The sequence below is a fragment of the Lentzea waywayandensis genome, assembly GCF_900115955.1.
In the GTDB taxonomy this organism is placed as follows: Bacteria; Actinomycetota; Actinomycetes; order Mycobacteriales; family Pseudonocardiaceae; genus Lentzea; species Lentzea waywayandensis.
Genome location: NZ_FOYL01000009.1, coordinates 240,256 through 258,948, shown reverse-complemented (window position 1 = coordinate 258,948; position 18,693 = coordinate 240,256). Strand labels below are relative to the sequence as shown.

General features: G+C 68.9%; 17 protein-coding genes. 6 read left to right on the top strand and 11 right to left on the bottom strand.

Translation table 11 applies throughout. The features are described 5' to 3' along the window. Positions 1 to 181: 181 nt before the first annotated feature. Positions 182 to 346, top strand: coding sequence for a hypothetical protein (locus tag BM417_RS48055; protein ID WP_177320692.1), 165 nt, complete (start codon positions 182 to 184; stop codon positions 344 to 346). Here the strand turns inward: BM417_RS48055 and BM417_RS31020 are convergent. From BM417_RS31020 to BM417_RS31010, 3 genes are read right to left on the bottom strand one after another with little or no spacing between them, the layout of a single operon-like run. Further along, positions 328 to 1,713: a carboxyl transferase domain-containing protein gene (locus tag BM417_RS31020; protein ID WP_177320691.1), complete on the bottom strand. Its 1,386-nt coding sequence runs from the start codon at positions 1,711 to 1,713 to the stop codon at positions 328 to 330. The genes BM417_RS48055 and BM417_RS31020 overlap by 19 nt on opposite strands. Further along, positions 1,697 to 3,103 (bottom strand): acyl-CoA synthetase, encoded by a 1,407-nt coding sequence (locus BM417_RS31015; protein ID WP_093601869.1) that lies wholly within the window; start codon positions 3,101 to 3,103, stop codon positions 1,697 to 1,699. The genes BM417_RS31020 and BM417_RS31015 overlap by 17 nt, the downstream gene beginning before the upstream one ends. A 4-nt stretch (positions 3,104 to 3,107) precedes the next feature. Continuing rightward, positions 3,108 to 4,439, bottom strand: a complete 1,332-nt coding sequence (locus BM417_RS31010) for an SLC13 family permease (protein WP_093601867.1) — start codon at positions 4,437 to 4,439, stop codon at positions 3,108 to 3,110. Between the two features lie 145 nt (positions 4,440 to 4,584). Between BM417_RS31010 and BM417_RS31005 the strand changes: the two genes are divergently transcribed. Next, entirely contained in the window at positions 4,585 to 5,286 is a 702-nt protein-coding gene (locus tag BM417_RS31005; RefSeq protein WP_093601865.1) for a FadR/GntR family transcriptional regulator, read from the top strand. On the opposite strand, the gene BM417_RS31000 is transcribed toward BM417_RS31005, so the two are convergent. Both BM417_RS31000 and BM417_RS30995 read right to left on the bottom strand, forming a co-directional pair. Then, the gene (locus tag BM417_RS31000; protein ID WP_093601863.1) at positions 5,264 to 8,248 is read right to left on the bottom strand and encodes a TIM-barrel domain-containing protein; all 2,985 of its coding nucleotides are present in this window, start codon (positions 8,246 to 8,248) and stop codon (positions 5,264 to 5,266) included. The genes BM417_RS31005 and BM417_RS31000 overlap by 23 nt on opposite strands. Positions 8,249 to 8,344: 96 nt before the next feature. Then, positions 8,345 to 8,950, bottom strand: coding sequence for a dihydrofolate reductase family protein (locus BM417_RS30995; protein ID WP_093601861.1), 606 nt, complete (start codon positions 8,948 to 8,950; stop codon positions 8,345 to 8,347). Between the two features lie 74 nt (positions 8,951 to 9,024). On the opposite strand from BM417_RS30995, the gene BM417_RS30990 reads away from it, so the two are divergent. Beyond that, on the top strand, positions 9,025 to 9,888 hold the full coding sequence (locus BM417_RS30990; protein ID WP_093601859.1) for a LysR family transcriptional regulator: 864 nt from the start codon (positions 9,025 to 9,027) through the stop codon (positions 9,886 to 9,888). On the opposite strand, the gene BM417_RS30985 is transcribed toward BM417_RS30990, so the two are convergent. Then, a complete protein-coding gene (locus BM417_RS30985) occupies positions 9,878 to 10,366 on the bottom strand; it encodes a DUF1062 domain-containing protein (protein ID WP_245822268.1) in 489 nt (162 codons plus the stop codon). The two genes, BM417_RS30990 and BM417_RS30985, sit on opposite strands and share 11 nt — an antisense overlap. A gap of 190 nt (positions 10,367 to 10,556) precedes the next feature. Continuing rightward, on the bottom strand, positions 10,557 to 12,488 hold the full coding sequence (locus BM417_RS30980) for an FAD-dependent oxidoreductase (RefSeq protein WP_093601856.1): 1,932 nt from the start codon (positions 12,486 to 12,488) through the stop codon (positions 10,557 to 10,559). A gap of 322 nt (positions 12,489 to 12,810) precedes the next feature. Here BM417_RS30980 and BM417_RS30975 point away from each other — a divergent pair, with 322 nt between their 5' ends. Then, positions 12,811 to 14,325 (top strand): GMC family oxidoreductase, encoded by a 1,515-nt coding sequence (locus BM417_RS30975; protein WP_456085515.1) that lies wholly within the window; start codon positions 12,811 to 12,813, stop codon positions 14,323 to 14,325. A 19-nt stretch (positions 14,326 to 14,344) separates the two neighbouring features. Here the strand turns inward: BM417_RS30975 and BM417_RS30970 are convergent, their stop codons facing one another. The 4 genes from BM417_RS30970 to BM417_RS30955 all read right to left on the bottom strand — a co-directional run bounded on the left by BM417_RS30970 (position 14,345) and on the right by BM417_RS30955 (position 18,063). Continuing rightward, complete coding sequence (locus BM417_RS30970; protein ID WP_093601852.1) at positions 14,345 to 14,824, bottom strand: carboxymuconolactone decarboxylase family protein; 480 nt, start codon at positions 14,822 to 14,824, stop codon at positions 14,345 to 14,347. Beyond that, positions 14,821 to 15,900, bottom strand: a complete 1,080-nt coding sequence (locus BM417_RS30965; protein ID WP_093601850.1) for an NAD(P)H-dependent amine dehydrogenase family protein — start codon at positions 15,898 to 15,900, stop codon at positions 14,821 to 14,823. Before BM417_RS30965 ends, BM417_RS30970 begins: the two co-directional genes overlap by 4 nt. A gap of 68 nt (positions 15,901 to 15,968) precedes the next feature. Then, positions 15,969 to 17,627: a discoidin domain-containing protein gene (locus tag BM417_RS30960; RefSeq protein WP_093601848.1), complete on the bottom strand. Its 1,659-nt coding sequence runs from the start codon at positions 17,625 to 17,627 to the stop codon at positions 15,969 to 15,971. 205 nt (positions 17,628 to 17,832) lie between these two features. After that, the gene (locus tag BM417_RS30955) at positions 17,833 to 18,063 is read right to left on the bottom strand and encodes a hypothetical protein (protein WP_093601846.1); all 231 of its coding nucleotides are present in this window, start codon (positions 18,061 to 18,063) and stop codon (positions 17,833 to 17,835) included. 150 nt (positions 18,064 to 18,213) lie between these two features. On the opposite strand from BM417_RS30955, the gene BM417_RS47060 reads away from it, so the two are divergent. Both BM417_RS47060 and BM417_RS30950 read left to right on the top strand, forming a co-directional pair. Next, on the top strand, positions 18,214 to 18,441 hold the full coding sequence (locus tag BM417_RS47060; RefSeq protein ID WP_143138869.1) for a hypothetical protein: 228 nt from the start codon (positions 18,214 to 18,216) through the stop codon (positions 18,439 to 18,441). 11 nt (positions 18,442 to 18,452) lie between these two features. Further along, entirely contained in the window at positions 18,453 to 18,656 is a 204-nt protein-coding gene (locus tag BM417_RS30950) for a cold-shock protein (RefSeq protein ID WP_093601844.1), read from the top strand. Positions 18,657 to 18,693 lie beyond the last annotated feature (37 nt).

The following is an 18,693-nucleotide window of genomic DNA, read 5'->3' as shown; positions in this document are numbered from 1 at the left end:
GACGCCTGCTGGGCACTGCTCGGGGCGGTGACCGGTCCGTGCCCGCCGCCGGTCAGAGCACAAGTGGTTGTCGGGTGCGCTTCCAGTGCTGAGGCAACGACCTCAGGTCAGTGGTCGAGCCGGGCGCCGCCATGTACGGCGGCTCCCGACTCTCCGTACCTCTGACTCCTGAGGATCTCGCATGTCTTATGTCGTGTTGGTGTTGCTGGTCGCGTCCGTGCTCATCGGTGTCGGTGCGCTGGGCGCCATGGTGCAGAAGAAAGAGCCGTTCTACGGCGTGGTCGGACTCGTGACGATCTGCGTCCCGAGTTCGCTTCTGGCGTTCCTCTACCTGGCTGTGGCCTGATCGGTGGTCTGGTCGAGCTGGGCGATCCCCTGCGCCACGCCCAGCTCGACCAGGTCCTGTGGCCGCAACCGCAGCTGGTCCGCCGTCTGCCGGGCCTGGCCTGGGTCCCGCTTCAGGATCGCGGTCGCCAGCTCGGGTGAGATCACCGCGAAGTAGCTGTCCGGTGTCACCCACATCCGGTCCGGTGCGGCGAACGCCAGCGCGCCACCGGACCCGCCCTCGCCGATCACCAGTGTCGTCACCGGCACCCGCGCCGCCGCGATCGCGGTGAACAGGTCGGCGATCGCCGCTCCCACCCCGGCCTTCTCGGCGCCGGCGTCGTTGGCCGCACCCGGTGTGTCCACGAGCGTCAGCACCGGGATGCCGAGCCGGTCCGCCAGCCGCACCAGACGCGCCGCCGTGCGAAACCCGGCAGGCCGTGTCGCCGTGCCGCACTGCGCCGCGTACGCGATCGTCTCGCCGTCGCGGTGCCCGAACCCGCACAGCACACCGGGATCGACGCCGCCGCTGCGATCGCCGTTGATCGGCTCGTGCCAGTCGAAGTACGCGGCGAGGTAGGCCTTGGCACGTGGACGTCCCAGAGTGCGAGCGCGCACCACCGCGTCCCAACCGGTCTTCGGCAACGTCCCCTGGCCCAGCGCGGACGGCACAGGGGCGGGGCCGTCCGCCGACGTGGTGAGCAGCCGCAGCCAGCGTTCCAGCCGCCCGCGCAACTCCTCGGCCAGTATGAGCTGGTCGACCAGTCCGGCCGCGAACTGTTGCGTCACCGAGTATCCCGGCGGACGCACCCGCGACCCGGCGAACCCGACCTGTGCCCCGCGCAGCCCCAGCACGACGTCCGCGCCCGCCCCGAGCGTGGCCCAGCCGCCACCGGTCGTGGGATCGCGCAGGACGGCGACGTGCGGCAGCCCTGCTTCGCGGGTCAGCGTGATCTGGCGGGCGATCCGGGGCAGCTGCGTCAACGCGAGCGTGCCCTCCTGCATGCGGCTGCCCCCGGTCGCGACCAGCGAGACCACCGGAAGGCGGAGCTCGCGGGCGTGCGTGAAGGCCTGCTCGATGCGGGCGCCGGTGCGCGTGCCCAGCGAGCCGCCGAGGAACCCGAACTCGAACGCCACCACCACGGTCGTGACGCCACCGATCTCGGCGACTCCGCAGACGACGGACTCGCGCTCACCGGTGGAGGCTTCCGCCCGCGAGAGCTGGTCGCCGTAGCCGGGCCACCGGAGCGGCCCGTCCGCCTGATCGCCGTCACCGGGCCACCAGCGTGGATCGTCCACTCCGGACAGTCCGAGATCGTCCGGCAGCTCGGCGAACGACGACGCCACCCGGCCGATCACCGCACGGGCAGACTCACGTCCGCAGGGCACGTTTCATCACCTTGCCCATGTCGTTGCGCGGCAACGACTCCACGAACCGCACCACCCGAGGCCGCTTGTGCGGCGTGAGCAGGCGCGCCACGTGGTCGGCGAGCTCGTCCGGCGAGGCACCGGCCCCGGCGGACACGACCCAGGCCACGATCCGCTCGCCCAGGTCGTCGTCGGGCTCGCCGGTCACCGCGACCTCCTTCACCCCGGGATGCTCCAGCAGGGCGTTCTCGATCTCGCCCGCGCCGATCTTGTAGCCGCCGCTCTTGATGATGTCCGTGGCCTTGCGGCCCACGATGCGGAAGTAGCCGTCCTCGTCGCGCGTGCCCACGTCGCCGGTGCGGAACCAGCCGTCCGCGAACGCCTCGGCGGTGGCGTCGGGCCGGTTCAGGTACTCGGCGAACAGGTTCGGGCCGCGCACCTGGATCTCGCCGATCGCACCGACGTCGTCCAGCGTCAGTCCGGCGTCGTCCACGAGCCGCACCTCGACGCCCGGCAACGGCACGCCGACCGCGCCCGGCCTGCGGTCGCCGTCCGCGCGGACGCTGGTGTTCATCAGCGTCTCGGTCATGCCGTACCGCTCGACGACCCGCTGCCCGGTCGCGGTGGCGATCCGCTCGTGGTCGCGCACCGGCAACGCCGCCGAGCCCGACACCAGCAGCCGGGCGCCGCCCAGCGCGTCGGCGAGCTTCTGGTCGTCGCCGACCTCCTCCGCGATGCGGTGGTACATCGTCGGAACGCCGAACATCATCGTTCCGTCGCCGTCCAGCGCCCGCACCACGGCATCGGTGGAGAACTTGCCCAGGTGGTGCAGGGTGCCGCCGCGCCGCAACGGGCCCAGCACGCCGAGGATCAGCCCGTGCACGTGGAACAACGGCAGCGCGTGCACCAGCACGTCGTCCGACGACCACCCCCAGGCCTCCGCCACCGCGTCCAATGTGGACACGATGGCCCGGCGCGGCAGCACGACGCCCTTGGGGGAGCCGGTGGTGCCCGAGGTGTAGACGATCAGCGCCGGAGCCTCGTCGCCGGGATCGGCGAACGGCTCGGAGGAGCCGCCGTCGAGTGTGACGTCGAGGCGTGGCACCGAGTCCAGTCCGGCGGGAAGCCGCGTGCCGGGAGCCGCCAGCACCTGAGCGGGCGCGCTGTCCGCCACGATGTGGGCGAGTTCGCGTTCGCCGACCTTCGGGTTGAGCGGCACGGCGGGTACCCCGGCGAGGAGAGCCGCGACCACCGCGACGCACGTCTCCATCGAGGACGTCGCCCACACGGCCACCCGAGGCAGGCCGGACAGTTGCCGCGCCAACGCTCCGGCGCAGGCGGCCAGTTCGGTGTGGGTGAGGGTGCGGTCGCCGAAGCGGAGGGCGACGCGGTCTGACTGCAAGGCGAACATCGACTCACCAGATTCCCGGGACGACGAGGGCGAGCCAGACCAGCGGCGGCGCTGCCGCGACCATGATCCCGCCGTAGACCATCAGCTGCTTGAAGAACTTGTCGCGGTCGACGTCCTGCGCGCCGGCGAGGACCAGGGCACCGTTGGTGGAGAACGGACTCACGTCGACCACGGTCGCCGACACCGCCAGCGCCGCGATCAGGCCGATGGCGCTGACCTCGCCCTGCAACAGGAACGGCACGGCCAGCGGGATCAGCGCGCCCATGATGCCGACCGACGACGCGAACGCGGACACGATCGCGCCGATGTAGCAGATCAGCAGGGCCGCGAGCAGGGGAGCGCCGACGCTCGCGACGGAGTCGCCCGCCCACTTGATCGTGCCCATCGTCTGCAGGACGGCGACGTAGGTGAGGATGCCGCAGATCAGCAGCACGGTCGGCCACGTGATCTGGGTGATCGCCTGCTTCGAGGTCTCCGGCCACACCACGCTGAGCAGCACGGCGACCGTGATCGCGGCGAGGCCGACGTCGAGGTCGAACACCAGCGCCGCCACGACGAGTGCGGCCAGTCCGACGAGGGTGGCGATGCGGGGCGCGGTCAGGGCGACGCGCTCGGCGGCCTCATCGGTCACGTCGCTGGTCACGTCGCTGCCGCCGTCGTCGCCGACTCCGCCGCCGAGACTGTCGTCGCCACCACCGGCGCGGGCCAGCGCGGGCGCGTCGAGTGGGTGCCGCGCCAGCTTCATGCCGCCCAGCACCACGAACACCACGACGGCGATCAGCAGGTTCACCACGAGGCTGGCCAGGAACAGCACGATCTCGTTGCCCGGCAGGCCTTCCTTGGCCACGATGCCGTTGACGATCGTGCCGTAGATGCTGATGGGGGAGAAGCCGCCGGCCTGCGCGCCGTGCACCACCATCACGCCCATCAGGAGTGGGCTGATCCGGTACTTGGCCGCGAACCCCATCGCGATCGGCGCCACGATCGCGACCGCCGCCGGGCTCACCGCGCCGATCGCCGTCAGCACGCCGGTGATCGCGAACATCACCCACGGCATCAACGCGATCCGCCCGCCGACCAGCCGGATCGCCATGTGCACCAGCCAGTCCGTGGTGCCGTTGGCGCGGGCGATGGCGAACAGGAACGTCACCCCGACCAGCACGACGAACAACGAGCCGGGGAAGCCTTTGAAGATGTCGTCGGTCTTCATGTCCGCCACCAGCGTGCCGACCCCGAAGGCCGCGGCGAAGGCGAGCGCACCCATGTTGATCGACCTGGTCGTGGCGATGACGAACACCACGACCAGCACGAGTATCGAGATCAGTTCGGCGGACATGCAGGGCTCCCGTCGTTGGGATTGTCCGAGTGGCCGGCCAGAGCTGGCTCAGTGGCCGAGTGGTTCAGCCACTTTCCGCCCACTGTCCAGCAGCTGTCAAGAGGTGGCCTAGTGGATGAGCCACTTGACCGGTTATCCTGGGCCGATGTCCGAGGCACTGCGGCCCATGGTCAAGTCCCGCCTGTACGAGCAGGTGCTCGAACGCCTGCGCGCGCACGTGATCGAGGCCGGGCTGAGCGCGGGGGACAGGCTGCCCGCCGAACGCGACCTCGCCGCGAGCCTCGGCGTGAGCCGCGCGTCGGTCAAGCAGGCGATCGTGGTCCTGGAGGTCCAGGGCCTGGTCGAGGCCCGGCACGGCGGCGGCACGTACCTGGTGCGCGACACCCTCGACGTCGAGCCGGTCGAGCAGCTCGTCGAACGCCGCAAGCGCCTCCCCGAGGTGCTGGAGGCCCGCGAGGCGCTGGAGACCAAGCTGGCAGAGCTCGCCGCCGAACGCCGCACCGACGCCGAGCTGGAGACCATCCGCGCGGCGCTGGACTTCATGCGCGACGAGATCGCTGACGGCGACAACGGCGTGGAAGGGGATCGCCGCTTCCACGCCGCCGTCACCGCCGCCGCGCACAGCTCGCTGCTCGCCGAGTTCATGAAGACCATCGCCGAGCAGATCACCGAGAGCCGCACCGAGTCGCTGCGCCAGCCGGGGCGCCCGTCCCGGTCGCTGGCGCAGCACACGGCGATCTACGAGGCCATCGCCGCGGGGGACGCGAAGAAGGCCGCGGCGGCGATGCGCAAGCACGTGCGCACCGTCGCGAAGGTCCGGCTGCTCACCTGGGTGCCCGAAGACTGACCACGGCCGGCGAGTTGCGCGCCTGCACGACGTGGCTGGACCCGTCCGCCTTGTGCACGACGAACTTCCAGTCCCGCTTGGTCACCTTGCCGGACAGCAGGACGATCGTGTCGCCGTGCTGGATGATCCGCGTGCGTCCGCCGTCTTCGTAGAGCGTGAACTCGCCCTTCGCACCGGCCGTCACGTGCACGGTCAGCGGGCCGGACGGGTTCTGGACGTCGTTCGCCACGTCAGCACTGCGTTCGACCAGCATGCCGCCCGCGCGCAGGAACACCGGCATGATGTCCCAGCCCGCGCTGACAGTGGCCCAGGTGTTGCCCTGATAGACCTTTCCGGTGAAGTAGTCGGTCCACTGGCCGGGCGGGAACCAGACCCGCGTCTCGCCGACGTCACCGGGCGTGGTGATCGGCGCGACCAGCACGTCCGGCCCGAGCAGGAACTGGCTGTCCACTGTGGAGTACGCCTCCGGACTGCCCGGATACTCCAGGTAGGCCGGACGCACCAGAGGAACACCCGTTCGCTGAGCCTGCTCGGCCACCGAGTAGATGTACGGCACGAGCCGTTCGCGCAGGTTCAGGAACTTCGTCGCCGACGCCTGCGCGGCAGGACCGTACTGCCACGGCAACCGGTCGCCGTGGTTGCTGTGCAGTCGCGTGATCGGCTGGAACGCGCCCAGCTGCACCCACCGCGCATACATGTCGTCCGGCATCTTGGTGGTGTAACGGACCTGGCCGTTGTCCAGGTACGTCTCCGACCCGCGCAGGCCGGTGGTGTCGTTGTGGCCGCCGATGTCGTGGCTGATGTTCGACATCCCGGTCGACACACCCTCGGCCGACGTGTAGCCGATCGTCCCCTTCAACGTGCCCCACGTCGACGAGGTGTCGCCGGTGAAGTGCAGGGTCGTGCGCTTCTCCGCCCACGGCCCGGTCGGCAACGGACCGGACCCGCTGTACCCGCCCGCCTGCAGCGACCCGAACCCGCGCGAGAACGCGAACGAGCCGATCTTCGTGTACTGCTCGTTGATCCACGAGTCCGGCGCGACGCCGCGCAACGACGATCCCGATCCGTCACAGCACCAGTCGAGCCACCAGAAGTCGGTCGGCATGCTCCGGTGCAGTTCGAGATAGGCACGCAGCTGGTCGGGGTCGGCCCAGTCGAACACGTAGCAGTCCGTGCAGGAACCCTTGGCCAGCTTGCCCTTCGCGGTCGCCTGCGCGCGGGCGAAGTCCGGATCGCTGCCCTGGATGCTCGGGTGGATGTTCAACGTGCTGTGCAGGCCTTCGCCGTGTGCCCAGTCCAGGAACCCTTGTGGGTCGGGGAACTTCGACCGGTCCATCTGCCAGCCGTTCCAGGTGTTGCCGGCCTTGAAGTCGGTGTCGACCACCAGGACGTCCAGCGGCACCCCGTGCTGCCGGAACGCGGGCAGGATGCGGTCGCGGTAGTCGGCGGCGGTCCGGTCGATGTACTCCGAGTACCAGACGCCGTAAGCCCAGCGCGGCAACAACTTCGGCCCACCGGTCAGCGCCGTGAGATCACCGAGCGCGGTCTTGTAGTTCTGGCCGTAACCGAACACGTACCCGTCCTGGTACGGCTGCGCACCCCGATCCGCTCGCGGGGTCCCGTTGCGCAGGGCGGAGGTCGTGTCGTCCAGCAGGTACCAGCCGTCGCGGTACAACAGGCCCGGGGTCAGCTGGGGATCGCCGTTGGTGCCGGTGTACCCGTCGAGCGAGCGCCGGTAGCCGCCGAGCGCCAGGTGCTGCGCCGACGCGTTGATCCCGATGGTGTCCAGGTTGACGTGACAGCCGGAGTCGGGACACGTGACGGTGAGGTCGGAAGTGCCCGCGGGCAACGGGATCTGCGCCGTCGCCGTGGCCCACGTCGCCCAGTTCGCCGTGACGGGCAACGTGATCGCCTGCCCGTTGAGCAGCACTGTCCGCGGCTCGTGCCTGCCGTCGCCGCCGACACCGTTGGCGTAGCGCAGCACCACCGGATACGTGCCCGCCGCCGGCACGCTGGTGACGCGCTGGCTCAGCCGCGTGCCCCCGACGAGTTCGGCGACGAACCCGGTACCCGCGAACCCGGCGTGCTCGACGGCGATCTTGGCCGCGCCGGTCACCACGCCGTTCTCGGCCTCGCAGCTCGTGCCGAACCGGCAGTCGTCGATGGCCCTCACACTGGGATAGGCCTGGTCCGCGGTGAGCAGCGCGAGGCTGTCGACGTTGACGTTGCCCGAGTCGGCGGCGCCTCGCGTCAACGAGATGCGGTGTTCGCCCGCCGAGAGGTCGACGTCCGTGGAGACCTGCTGCCAGGCGTTCCAGTCCGCGGTCGCCGGAAGCGTGATCTGGCGGGGAGCCTGCCCGTCGACACCGAGCCCGAGCGTGCGGTTCTCGTGCTTGCCGTCGCCACCCCGCCCGTTCGCGTACTTCACGACCACCCGGTGCCTGCCCGCACTCGAAGCGCGGACGGTCGCCGTGATCCCGTTGTTGGTGTAGGAGAACCCGGCGGCGAACCCGGCGCCGGTGGACCCGGGATGGTCGGCCGCGACCAGCACGCCCTCGCGATGCTGGTCCTCAGCCTCGCACAGCTGCCCGGTCGCACAGACCACCCGCCGCCACGGGGACGCGGTCGTGCCGGCCGTCTTGATCTCGAGGTTGTCCGCGCGGAACGGCCCGGAGCCCACGCGGTAGCGCACGGTCAGGGCCGAGGTGGTGATGGTGAGCCAGCCGTCGGCGACCCGTGAGGAGTAGGCCGTGCGGGGGAAGGTGCGATTTACAACGTTGTAAGTGCCCTGGTCTTCGAAGCGGCGGTCCCCGGCGAACTCGGACCGGATCAGGGTGGGGGAGAGGATCTGGAACCTGGCCTGCCCCGAGGTGACCGTGCCGTTCGGCTGGGCGGTCGCGGGAGTGGGGAGGGCCAGGCTCAGCAGGGCAAGCAGAGGGACGATCGTCGTGCGTTTCCGCATTCGTGCTCCTCGTCTGACGCCGTCGGCTTCCGAGGTGTTCAGGTACCTGAACCTTCCTCACCTTGGCCTGGCGATGTGGAGCGATCAAGACGCCAATCAGCGCACGACCCGATACGTCACATGCGTGAACGCGGCACCCGCCCGGGAGTCGACCTGCTCCAGGTTCAGCCCGGGAACGCCGTCGAACAGCCGCGTGCCGGCGCCGAGCGTGATCGGCACGATCCGCAGCCGCAGCTCGTCGATCAGGCCCGCCGTCAGGTACTGGTTGATCGTGGAGGCGCCGCCGTGGATGGAGATGTTGCCGTTCCCCGCCACCTCGCGGGCGAGCTTGAACGCCGCCGCGATGCCCTCGGTCACGAAGTGGAACGTCGTGCCGCCCTCCATCGGCTGCGGCTCGCGCGCGTGGTGGGTGAGCACGAAGACCGGCGCGTGGTACGGCGGGTTGTCGCCCCACCAGCCGTTCCACGCACGGTCCCACGAACCGCGGACCGGGCCGAACATGTTGCGCCCCATGATGAACGCCTTCGTCTCGGCGAGACGGTCCATCTGCCACGTCCGCTCGTCGGGATCCTCCATCCACGCGTGCAGCTCGCTGCCCCAGCCGTCGCCGCCGTCCTCGCCGAACGGCCGGTCCTCGGTCTGGCCGTGTCCCGCCGCGTAGCCGTCGAGGGAGATCGAGAGATCACACGTCACCTTGGTCATGAACCCAGCGTGGCCCGGCCTATCCATGACGTCCAATGCCAAAAGCCCGGCGTTCTCATTGATAGCCTTGATGAATGCTCAGCCTGGTGCACCTCAAGGTGCTGGCGGCGGTGGCCCGGCACGGCTCGGTGACCGAAGCGGCCAAGCAACTGCACTACTCCCAGCCGTCGGTGAGCCATCACCTGGCGAGGCTGGAGGCGGAGACGGGCGTGAAGCTCGTGCAGCGGATCGGCCGCGGGATTCGCCTGACGCCGGAAGGACGACTGCTGGCGGCCCGCGCGGCCGAGATCATGGGCCGCGTCGATGCCGCCACCACCGAACTGGCCGCGCAGGTAGGCCTTCAGTCGGGACGGGTCAGGCTGGCCGCCAACGCCTCCGCCGCCGCGACGATCGTCCCGAAGGCCGCCGCCGCCCTGGCCGAGAAGCATCCCGGACTCGAGCTCAGCCTGGTCGAACGGCATCCGGTCGAGGCGTTGCAGATGCTGCGGCACGGCGAGATCGAGATCGCCCTCGTCTTCCGGCACGCGGACACCCCGGTCGAGGAAGGCTTCCGGTTCGTGCACCTCGGTGACGACCCGATCCACCTGATCAGCCGGCAGCCGGACGACAGCCTCGCGGACCACCGGCACTCCGCGTGGATCGGTGGGTGCGACGCGTGCCAGGAGGAGCTGGAAACGGTGTGCCGCAGCGAGGGCTTCACGCCCCGCGTCTCGTCGCACAGCGACGACATGGTGGTCGTCCAGGCCCTCGTCGCAGCGGGAGCGGGCGTCGCGATCCTGCCAGGACTGGGTTTGCAGGCTCATCGACGGCCGGACGTGCACGCCACCGAGCTGAAAGGCTTCCACCGCCAGATCCACGCCGCGACGTACGGCGACCCGCCCGATCCTCCGGGCGTGGCCGCCGTACTGGCCGCACTGACGCGGACGTTCAGCGTTTGAGCGTGAAGGTGAAGTCGCCGGAGACCTTGCCGGTCAACCGGATCGCCGACACGACCTTCCCCTCGACGATCAGCCGCTCGACCTCGGCCCGCGACAGCCCGCACGCGTCCGCGATCAGCCGCACCGGCCGCAGCGGAATCCGTGCCGCGAACCGCACCGACACGTCGATCACCTCCTGTTCGAGGTGATCGGACCCGCCGGTGTCGAGCCGCCACGCCCCCTCCCAGTCGAGGGAGACGCGGTTGCGGTGCTGCAGAACGGGATCCTGCAACAGTTCGGGCACGAGAGTCAGGTCGTTGGAGTGCAGCCGATCCAGCAACGCGGGCCGGACGGAACGGACGTGCGCCCGCTCGAAGATCGTGAGCTTGGCCGTGTCCCCGCACCCCGTGCAGAGGACGAGGAGCCAGGCGTCGAGGACCTTGTGGTTGGCGTTGACGCGGAACTTGCCGCTCGCCCGGAAGCGATCGGCGGCGCACACGTGACAACGACGGCGGACCAGGGGAAGACAGGTGGGCACGACAGCCCAGGTGATGAGCACAGCAGTACACCGATCGGTGAGAAGACCGCAGCAAGAGGAGCGCGGCGCTCAAGAACGCGTCGCGCAACGAAAACCAAGTGCTTGGGGAGGTCTCACACGGTGTACAACGGCACGTCCCAGCCTCGACGATTCAGTCAGGCAGGAAGGTAGCGACCCGAAGCGGCACCGCTCCACTCATTTTCGGCAGGGTCGCGGCGCCGAGCACGCTCTCCAACTGCTCCCACCTCGTCACGAGGTCCGAGAGCATCAGCATCATCACGTCGGGGAAGGCGTACAGGAAGCTCTGATAGCGGTAGTGATCGAGGTAGAACACCACGACGTCGTCGGTCAGCGCCGTCACCGACGTGGTGCGGGCGTTGAAGAACATGTCGTAGTGACCGAGCAACGCGCCACAGCCGAGCACCGCGCGTTCGTAGATGCCACCGAAGTCGATCTCGATCTGCCCGGCCGCGACCAGGAACACGCCGTGCGCCTCGTCATCCTCGTGGAAGAGCACATCGCCTGCGGTATAAGGGATCTCGTCGAACATCGACCCGAGCGTCTCCAGTTCGGAGTCCGCGAGCGCGGCGAACAACCGCACGCCGTGAGGGTCGACGCTGTCGCGCAGGCACGCCACCCGCTCGGTGAGTTCGGACGCGGTGATGTGGTTCATCCGCATCCGCACGAACCGCAGCATCCGGTCGGTGTTGCGCGACTGGGCCCGGGACTTCCCGGCGCTGGGCGGGGTGTAGAGGTCCGAGTTGCCGCTGATCCGCGCGGCCTCGCGGCGGCCGGACTCGTAGGCGCTGTGCACACAGCCCCAGTGGTAGGGATTCGTGCCCTCACCGGCGAAGAACAGCCTGTCGCCGACCGGTTCGGCGAGCGTCGCGATGTCCTTGGACGACGATCCGACACCGATGCAGGTGTAGGACCCGAGGGCGAACGGATCTGACGACCACGTGGTGCGCGAGACCTGGTCGGGAGCGGGCGCGTCGGTGCCGAAGAGGTCCTGGACGACCTCGGTCGCGTACGCCGAGACCTCCTCCGAGGACCAGGTCTCCATCTCACGGCCGAGCGAGGCACCGAGCAGCATCACCAGGATCGCTTTGCCGTGGGACTTCCACATGCTGATGACGACCGTGGGGTAGCGATCGGTGTCCCGGCACAGGTAGCCGAAGACGTACTGGTCCCTGGGCCAGAACGGTTCGGAGTAGTGCAGCGCGATCTTGTTCAGCGTGCCGAAGCCGAGCCGGGCGATCGCGGACCGCTTGGCCTCGGGCAACGGCGGACAGAACTCCACGGCGCCGGCCTTCAGCACGCCCAGCGGCAACGTCACGAGCACCTTGTCCGCCTCGAACACGCCCTGGGTCGTGAGCACGCGTCCTTCCTCGACGCGCGTGACCACGTGTCCCAGTCGGACGTCGAGACCGTCGGCCAGAGCGTCCACAACGGACTGGTAGCCCTGGTGCAACGTGCTGTCGCCGTAGCCGTAGACGAGATAGCCGTCTTCCCAGTGCTTCAACGAGAGCTTGTCGGGATCCTCCGCCGCGTCCTCGCGCAGGATCACGTTCAGGTGGTACCGCACAGCCTGCTCGTCCTCAGGGGACAGCCCGCGTTCGGCGAGGATCTGCCGCATCGCCTCGCCCAGCGGGACGTCCGGATGATCTCCCTTGCGCGCCACCGCGGCACGGTGTTCCAGCTCGTGCAGCACCTCGTCGGCGAGTTCGAGGGTGCGGACCTTGTAGCGGTGGTTCACCGCCCGCCGGTCCGCTCCGAACAGGTCGAGGCTGTCGAACCCGCCGGTGTAGGCGCTGTCCCCGCCCACGTAGCTGTACGGGATCCCCAGGTCCTCGACCAGTTCGGTGATCGGGTTGCCGTCCGTGCCGTGGATCCAGTGCGCGCCCAGGTCGACCCCGTGCTCGTCGGTCCAGATCCGGCCGCCGACCCGGTCCCGCGCCTCCAGCACGGTGACCGGATGGCCCAGGTCGCGCAACGCGCGCGCCGCGGCCAGACCGGACACTCCCGCACCCACCACCAGGACGCTCGCTCTCGCGTCCTCACCACCTTCAGATACCGAGGGCATCGCTCGATTGTCGGGCGGCCATGCGTGGCCGAACATTCCCGGATCGTGTGGTCGTACTGGGCCGTACGGGTTGTGGGAGTGGCCCTCGAATCTCGTCGTCAAGACGCTCACCTGCGGCGCGCACCTGGGCGAACCGGGACTACCAGGTAGTGACTTGATCTACAACCGCCGGTATAACTTGTTCTCATGCGCCCACAGTGAGGAAGATCACATGACCCACACAATGACGTGTGACAACGGTTTCGAGGGTCCTTCACGACGTTCGTTCATAGCTGGAACAGGTTCTATTCTTGGAGCTGTCGCTCTCGGGGGCGTCACTCCGGTGGCACGAGCGGCGGCGTCGATCGCCGACGCGGCCGTCATACCCGCCCTGGTGATCGGTACCGGCTACGGCGGAAGCGTGGCGGCCCTGCGTCTCGCCCAGGCCGGTGTCGACGTCCACATGGTCGAGATGGGCATGGCGTGGGACACCCCCGGCGCGGACGGGAAGATCTTCGCCAACACGACGACCCCGGATCAGCGGTCCTTCTGGTTGCGCACCAGGACGAAACAACCGCTGAGCAACTTCCTGGGCTTCCCGATCGACAAGGCGATCCCGCGCTACACCGGCGTCCTCGACGCCGAGGAGTTCGCCGGCATCACCGTCTACCAGGGACGCGGCGTCGGTGGTGGCTCGCTCGTCAACGGCGGCATGGCCGTGACGCCGAAACGGGAGAACTTCGGTGACGTCCTGCCGATGGTGAATCCCGACGAGATGTACAACACCTACTACCCCCGCGCCAACGCCGAGCTCGGGGTCAACCTGATCAGGCCGGCGTGGTTCGACACGACCGAGGCCTACCAGTACGCACGGGTCGGCCGGAAGCACGCCCAGCGGTCGAACTTCCCGTACGTGTTCGTGCCCACCGTGTACGACTGGAACTACATGGAGCAGGAGGCTGCCGGGACGGTCCCGAAGTCGGCGTTGGTGGGGGAGATCCTCTACGGCAACAACTACGGCAAGAAGTCGTTGCAGAAGACCTATCTCAGCAAGGTCAGGGCGACCGGGCGCGTCACCATCTCGCCGCTGCACCGGGTCGTCAACGTCGTGCCCGCGACGGGCGGCTACAAGGTCACCATCGAGCAGCTCAACACCAACGGCGACCCGATCGCGGTCAAGGAGGTGACCGCGGCGAAGGTGTTCTTCGCGGCGGGCAGCGTCGGAACGAGCAAGCTCCTGGTCAAGCTCAAGGCCACGGGTGCGCTGCCGAACCTGAACGGTGAGGTCGGCAAGGGCTGGGGCGACAACGGCAACGTCATGTGCGGCCGGGCCAACCACATGTGGGACCCGACCGGCGCGTTGCAGTCGTCCATCCCGACCCTGGGCATCGACAACTGGGCGGCCGGCGGCGCGTTCGCCGAGGTGGCGCCACTGCCGACCGGCATCGAGACCTACGCGTCGTTCTACCTGTCGATCACGAAGACCCCCAACCGCGCCCAGTTCACCTGGAACGCCGCCGCGGGCAAGGTCGACCTGAACTGGCAGACCGCGTGGAAGAGCGTCTCGATCAACGCCGCGAAGACCATCTTCGACAAGATCAACTCAAAGGAGGGGACGATCTACCGGACCGACCTCTTCGGCGTGTACAAGATCTGGGGCGACCACCTGACGTACCACCCGCTCGGCGGCGCGATCCTGAACAAGGCCACCGACAACTACGGTCGCCTGCAAGGTTATCCGGGCCTGTACGTCATCGACGGGTCGTTGATTCCCGGCAGCACCGTGGTGAACCCGTTCGTCACGATCACGGCGCTGGCCGAGAGGAACATCGAGAAGATCATCGCCACCGACCTCTGAGGAGTCCTGTTCGGACTTCTCAGAACTTCGGCAGCACGCACAGGGCGTCGAGGCCGAACACCCGGTTCAACCTGCCGAACACGAGCCAGGCCCCGATGCTCATCGTGAGTTCCACGATCTCGACCTGGCTGTAGTGCGCGGTCATGCGAGACCAGAACTCGTCGTCGAGACCGTGGTGATCCAGTGCGTACCGCTCGGCGTACTCCGCGGCCAGCCTCGCCCGGTCGTCGAAGGCGTCGGTGGTGCGCCACTGGGTCACCGCGTCGATGAAGTCGTCCTCGACCTTCACGCCGTCGCGTTCGGTCCGCCAGTCGAGGCAGAACATGCAGCCGTTGATCTGGGCGATCCGCAGCCGCGCGGCCTCGAACTCGCGCAGCCCCAGCGTGGTGTGCTGGTACACGGCGAGCGAGAGGTTCGCGGCGGAGATGCCGATGCCGGGCACCAGCTCGCCCCACACGTACCCGATGGGGTCCTTGCCCTCCGGGATGTCGATGTTCATGGCCTGCTCCTTCCGAGCTTGCCGGCGACGGGACGCAGCGGGACGTCGAGCGCGTCGTAGAGACCGGGATCCGCGCCGGCCAGCCAGTCGATCGCGTTGACGATGCGGCCGACCGCCGTGGCGTTGCCGCCCGCGGACCGGTTCTCGCCCTCGTCGACGGCCTCGACCGACACCTCGATGCGCGGCCGGCCCTCGATGATCATCTTGTGCGCGCCGTCGCCGGACGGCGGCATCGGCCAGTCCGTGGCGCACGAGTTGTGGATGCGCGTGACGTGCTCGATGACGATCAACGGTTCACCACCGACGATGCCCTGCACCTCGAACCGGATCGCGCCCTGCGTGCCCGCCTCGAACTCGCCCATGGTCCGCGTCGTCACGGTCTCGTCGAGCGCGCGCCGGTCGACGGTCTCGCGGATCTCGTCGAGCTCGACGCCCAGTGCCCGCGCCAGCAACCGGATCTGCCCGCCCCACACCATGGTCGGCACCGTCGGCATCAGCATCGGCGCCTGGTAGTCGAGCGGCTGCCCGAACCCGATCAGCCACCGCACCGCGTCGGGCTGGTCGTAGGTGGAGTAGTCGAAGATCTCCTGGCAGCGGACCGCGTCGATGGTGCTGCCCAGGCCGCTGATCATCAACGGCAGCACGTCGTTGCCCCAGCCAGGGTCCACGCCCGAGACGAACAGCGAACCGCCGCCCTCCTCGATCGCTTTGAGAACAGGTTCTCGAAGCTCCGGAGGTGCGCTGCGCGGGTCGTAGAGCGCGTAGAGGGACGGCGTGACGACCACGGCGCCCGCCCTGATCGCCTTGGTGATGTCGGCGAGCGCGTCGTCGGGGCGGACGTCACCGGACGCCGCGTACACCACGGCGCGCGGGCTCGCGGCGAGCACCGCGTCGATGTCGTTCGTCGCCGTGATCCCGAGTTCGGTGTCCAGCCCGGCGAGATCGCCCGCGTCGCGGCCGACCTTCTCGGGGTTGTGGACGACCACGGCCGTCAGTTTCAGCGCCGGATGGGCATCGACGGCGCGAATGGCGGCACGGCCGACGTTTCCCGTACCCCACACCACTGTGGCGATCATGTGGTGCAGATTACCTAGAACACGTTCTAGTTGTACAGTGCCCATCCGGCGACAAACGTGCGCCTTGATCAGGTGTAGAGCTTCAGGCCGGACAGCTGACCCGCAGGCCAGCCCGTGTTTCCGGTGAACGTGAGCCGGACGTGCCGGACCTGGTTGCCGGGCAAGGGCACGGCGGCCGAGTTCCCGGTCGCGGGATCGAACACGTACCCGGTCGACTGGGCGAGCGGGCTGAACGTCTGGCCGTTGGTGCTGCCTTCGATCGTCACGGTCTGGGTTCGCCTTCCCCAGGCGGGGTTCGGTGGGAGCGCGAGCACAGCGCGCCTCAGCGCCGCCGCCGTGCCGAGGTCGACCTGGATCCACTGCGGGAAGGCGTTGTTCGCGCTCTCCCAGTAGGAGTGCGGATCGTTGTCCACCGCGAACCCGCTGCCGTAGTGCTGGGTCTGCGAGCTCTGGGCCGTCGGGCGGCCGACGGCCAGGTCGACGCCCGGGGTGGGCGGTCCGCCGATCCACGGCTGGGTGGGCCGGGTGGCCGTCAGCGCGATCTGGCCCTTGAGCATCCGGCCGCCGTCGCCGGTCAGCCTCAGGTAGTAGTCGGCGGAGCAGCGGGTGCCGTCCTCGTCCAGTGCGAGGTAGCCGGAGTCGACCGGTACGTCGGCCAGCGTCTCGGCGGTCTTGCAGATCTGGTTGCCCTCGTTGAACTCGTCGAACATCGAGATGTAGATGCCCTGTGCCCCAAGGCGGACCATGTTGTAGAACTGCCGCCACATGAAGTCGCCGTGCAGCCGTTGCCGCGACCCCACGTCGCCCGGCAGCACACACGGCTGGTAGTCGATCCCGCGCGCGTCGCACTCGGCCTGGTCGGGGCTGTTCACGTTGGTGTGGAAGCGATCCGTGTCCGCCGGTGTGCCGATCCGGCCGACCATCCACGGCGAGATCATGTCGAACGACCGGTACACGCCTGCGAAGCCCTGCCGCGAGTCCTCGATCTCCAGCCGCCAGTGGGTCGGGACGCCGCCGATCACGTAGCAGCCGCGGGCCTTGAACCAGTTGATCACGTCCTGGCAGGGCTCCGGCCCGAATGGACGGCCGGGGTCGTTGAAACCGAAACCCCAGACGCAGACGACGGGCTTGCCGTTCTGCCGCGCGTAGGCGGGGGAGGAGGTGTACGCGGACATCTTGTCCAGCCAGTCGGTCTTGATCTCCGACTGCATGTTCGTCCAGTTCGTGACGTCGTACATGATGTAGAACTTCCGCCCGGTCGCCTCGGCCGCCGGCCGGACGTGCGCGGTCACGGCGTCCCGGATCGGGCCCTCGCCGCCGGTCGGGTTGAAGCGTTGCAACGCCGCCGTGTCGATGTTGTTGTCGCGCATCCACTGGAAGTGGACGTCGACGGTCTGCCGGTCGTAGTGGGAGAAGAGCGTGGCGGGCCGTCCGTCGCCGAGGTTCGCGAACGCGGTCTGGTACGTGCGCGTGTAGTCGCGGACGTCCGGCCACGCGACGATCGAGCTGGTGGGCGGCGCGGGCGGCTGGCTCCAGTCGTCGTTCCAGTGCCACCAGCCGTCGATGGGGGAGCCGTCTCCCCGGCAGGCGAACCAGCCCTGGTACCCGACGGTGATCTTCCCGACGACGTCGCCGGGAGGGCTGGCCGCGTGCGCGGGGGCGGGCAGGAGCCCCAGCGCCGGAGTGGCGAGCGCAGTGCTGAGCAGTGTTCGGCGTGACAGGGACATCGCGAACTCCTTTGTCGGCGATTCGACTCCAGAGTGCAAGATGTGGACAGGATCACGCAAGAATTTGACGAACCGGTCTTTCGGTCATCGTGGGAGGCGGAACCGGCCGCACCACAACGGGTTCCGCCTCACCGTTCCTGTGCTGCGACATCGACGACGGCGTCGTGTCGGGAGGCGGCGTCGTGCCGATCCGCCTGATCCGAGGTCAGCGGTTCGAGGGCGGGAACCGGCCGTCGAGGCTCCCGAGCGCCACCAGTTCGGTGTACTGGTCCTGCCACGACCGCTCGGTGGCGAGCAGGTCGGCGAGCCGCTGCACCCATGCCTCGTCGACCGTTCGCTTGGCCCCGGCGGCCAGGTGGCGGGCTGTCTCCTCGCGGGCTTTGAGCCATTCGGCCAGCGTGGGGGCCAGTGCCGGGCCACCTTCGTCTTCGGGCATGGCGCGACCCTACGCGGTGCGCGTGGTGCTCGCCCCAGGTCATTGGGCTAGTGTGGGACCCGTTGGGGTACCAGCCGACGGCAACCAGCCACTGCGGTCCCCGATCCCCGTCCGGTCCGGCGTTCTCCGGCCGGAGACAGGAGCACCGGCTTGCAGCCGGAACGCCATTCCCCTTCTTCTCCTCGAATCGGCACGACCCGCCACGCGGCTCAAGACTTCGCGCAGGCGCGTCTGCACGCCGAGACGACCGAACTCCTGCACCAGCGTCAGGCCGCCAAACGAGTGGCGGAACGTTCCCACGACGCGGTCGACTGCCGTGAACTGCTGTCCATGCTCGGCCTGGCGAACCTGCCGGCCTCCACCGCACTTCACGCATAAGGGGTACGCAAGTGACTCGAGGAACCGTCAAGTGGTTCAACGGCAGCAAGGGTTTCGGCTTCATCGCGCCTGAGGGCGGCGGGCCGGACCTGTTCGTGCACCAGTCCGAGGTGCAGGGCTACGACCACCACGGCATTCCCGACAACCAGGCCGTGGAGTTCGAGGTCGGCGAAGGCCAGAAGGGCCCGCAGGCCCGCTCCGTGCGCCTCGTCTGACCGGGCTCGGCAAGTCCACTGTGGAGTGATCGGTCGC

What these genes read in the sequence shown, in the direction of transcription:
- BM417_RS48055 (WP_177320692.1), top strand. Translation starts at nt 182, where the DNA reads ATGTCTTATGTCGTGTTGGTGTTGCTGGTCGCGTCCGTGCTCATCGGT.
- BM417_RS31015 (WP_093601869.1), bottom strand. Translation starts at nt 3,103, where the DNA reads ATGTTCGCCTTGCAGTCAGACCGCGTCGCCCTCCGCTTCGGCGACCGC.
- BM417_RS31010 (WP_093601867.1), bottom strand. Translation starts at nt 4,439, where the DNA reads ATGTCCGCCGAACTGATCTCGATACTCGTGCTGGTCGTGGTGTTCGTC.
- BM417_RS31005 (WP_093601865.1), top strand. Translation starts at nt 4,585, where the DNA reads ATGTCCGAGGCACTGCGGCCCATGGTCAAGTCCCGCCTGTACGAGCAG.
- BM417_RS31000 (WP_093601863.1), bottom strand. Translation starts at nt 8,248, where the DNA reads ATGCGGAAACGCACGACGATCGTCCCTCTGCTTGCCCTGCTGAGCCTG.
- BM417_RS30995 (WP_093601861.1), bottom strand. Translation starts at nt 8,950, where the DNA reads ATGACCAAGGTGACGTGTGATCTCTCGATCTCCCTCGACGGCTACGCG.
- BM417_RS30990 (WP_093601859.1), top strand. Translation starts at nt 9,025, where the DNA reads ATGCTCAGCCTGGTGCACCTCAAGGTGCTGGCGGCGGTGGCCCGGCAC.
- BM417_RS30980 (WP_093601856.1), bottom strand. Translation starts at nt 12,488, where the DNA reads ATGCCCTCGGTATCTGAAGGTGGTGAGGACGCGAGAGCGAGCGTCCTG.
- BM417_RS30970 (WP_093601852.1), bottom strand. Translation starts at nt 14,824, where the DNA reads ATGAACATCGACATCCCGGAGGGCAAGGACCCCATCGGGTACGTGTGG.
- BM417_RS30965 (WP_093601850.1), bottom strand. Translation starts at nt 15,900, where the DNA reads ATGATCGCCACAGTGGTGTGGGGTACGGGAAACGTCGGCCGTGCCGCC.
- BM417_RS30960 (WP_093601848.1), bottom strand. Translation starts at nt 17,627, where the DNA reads ATGTCCCTGTCACGCCGAACACTGCTCAGCACTGCGCTCGCCACTCCG.
- BM417_RS30955 (WP_093601846.1), bottom strand. Translation starts at nt 18,063, where the DNA reads ATGCCCGAAGACGAAGGTGGCCCGGCACTGGCCCCCACGCTGGCCGAA.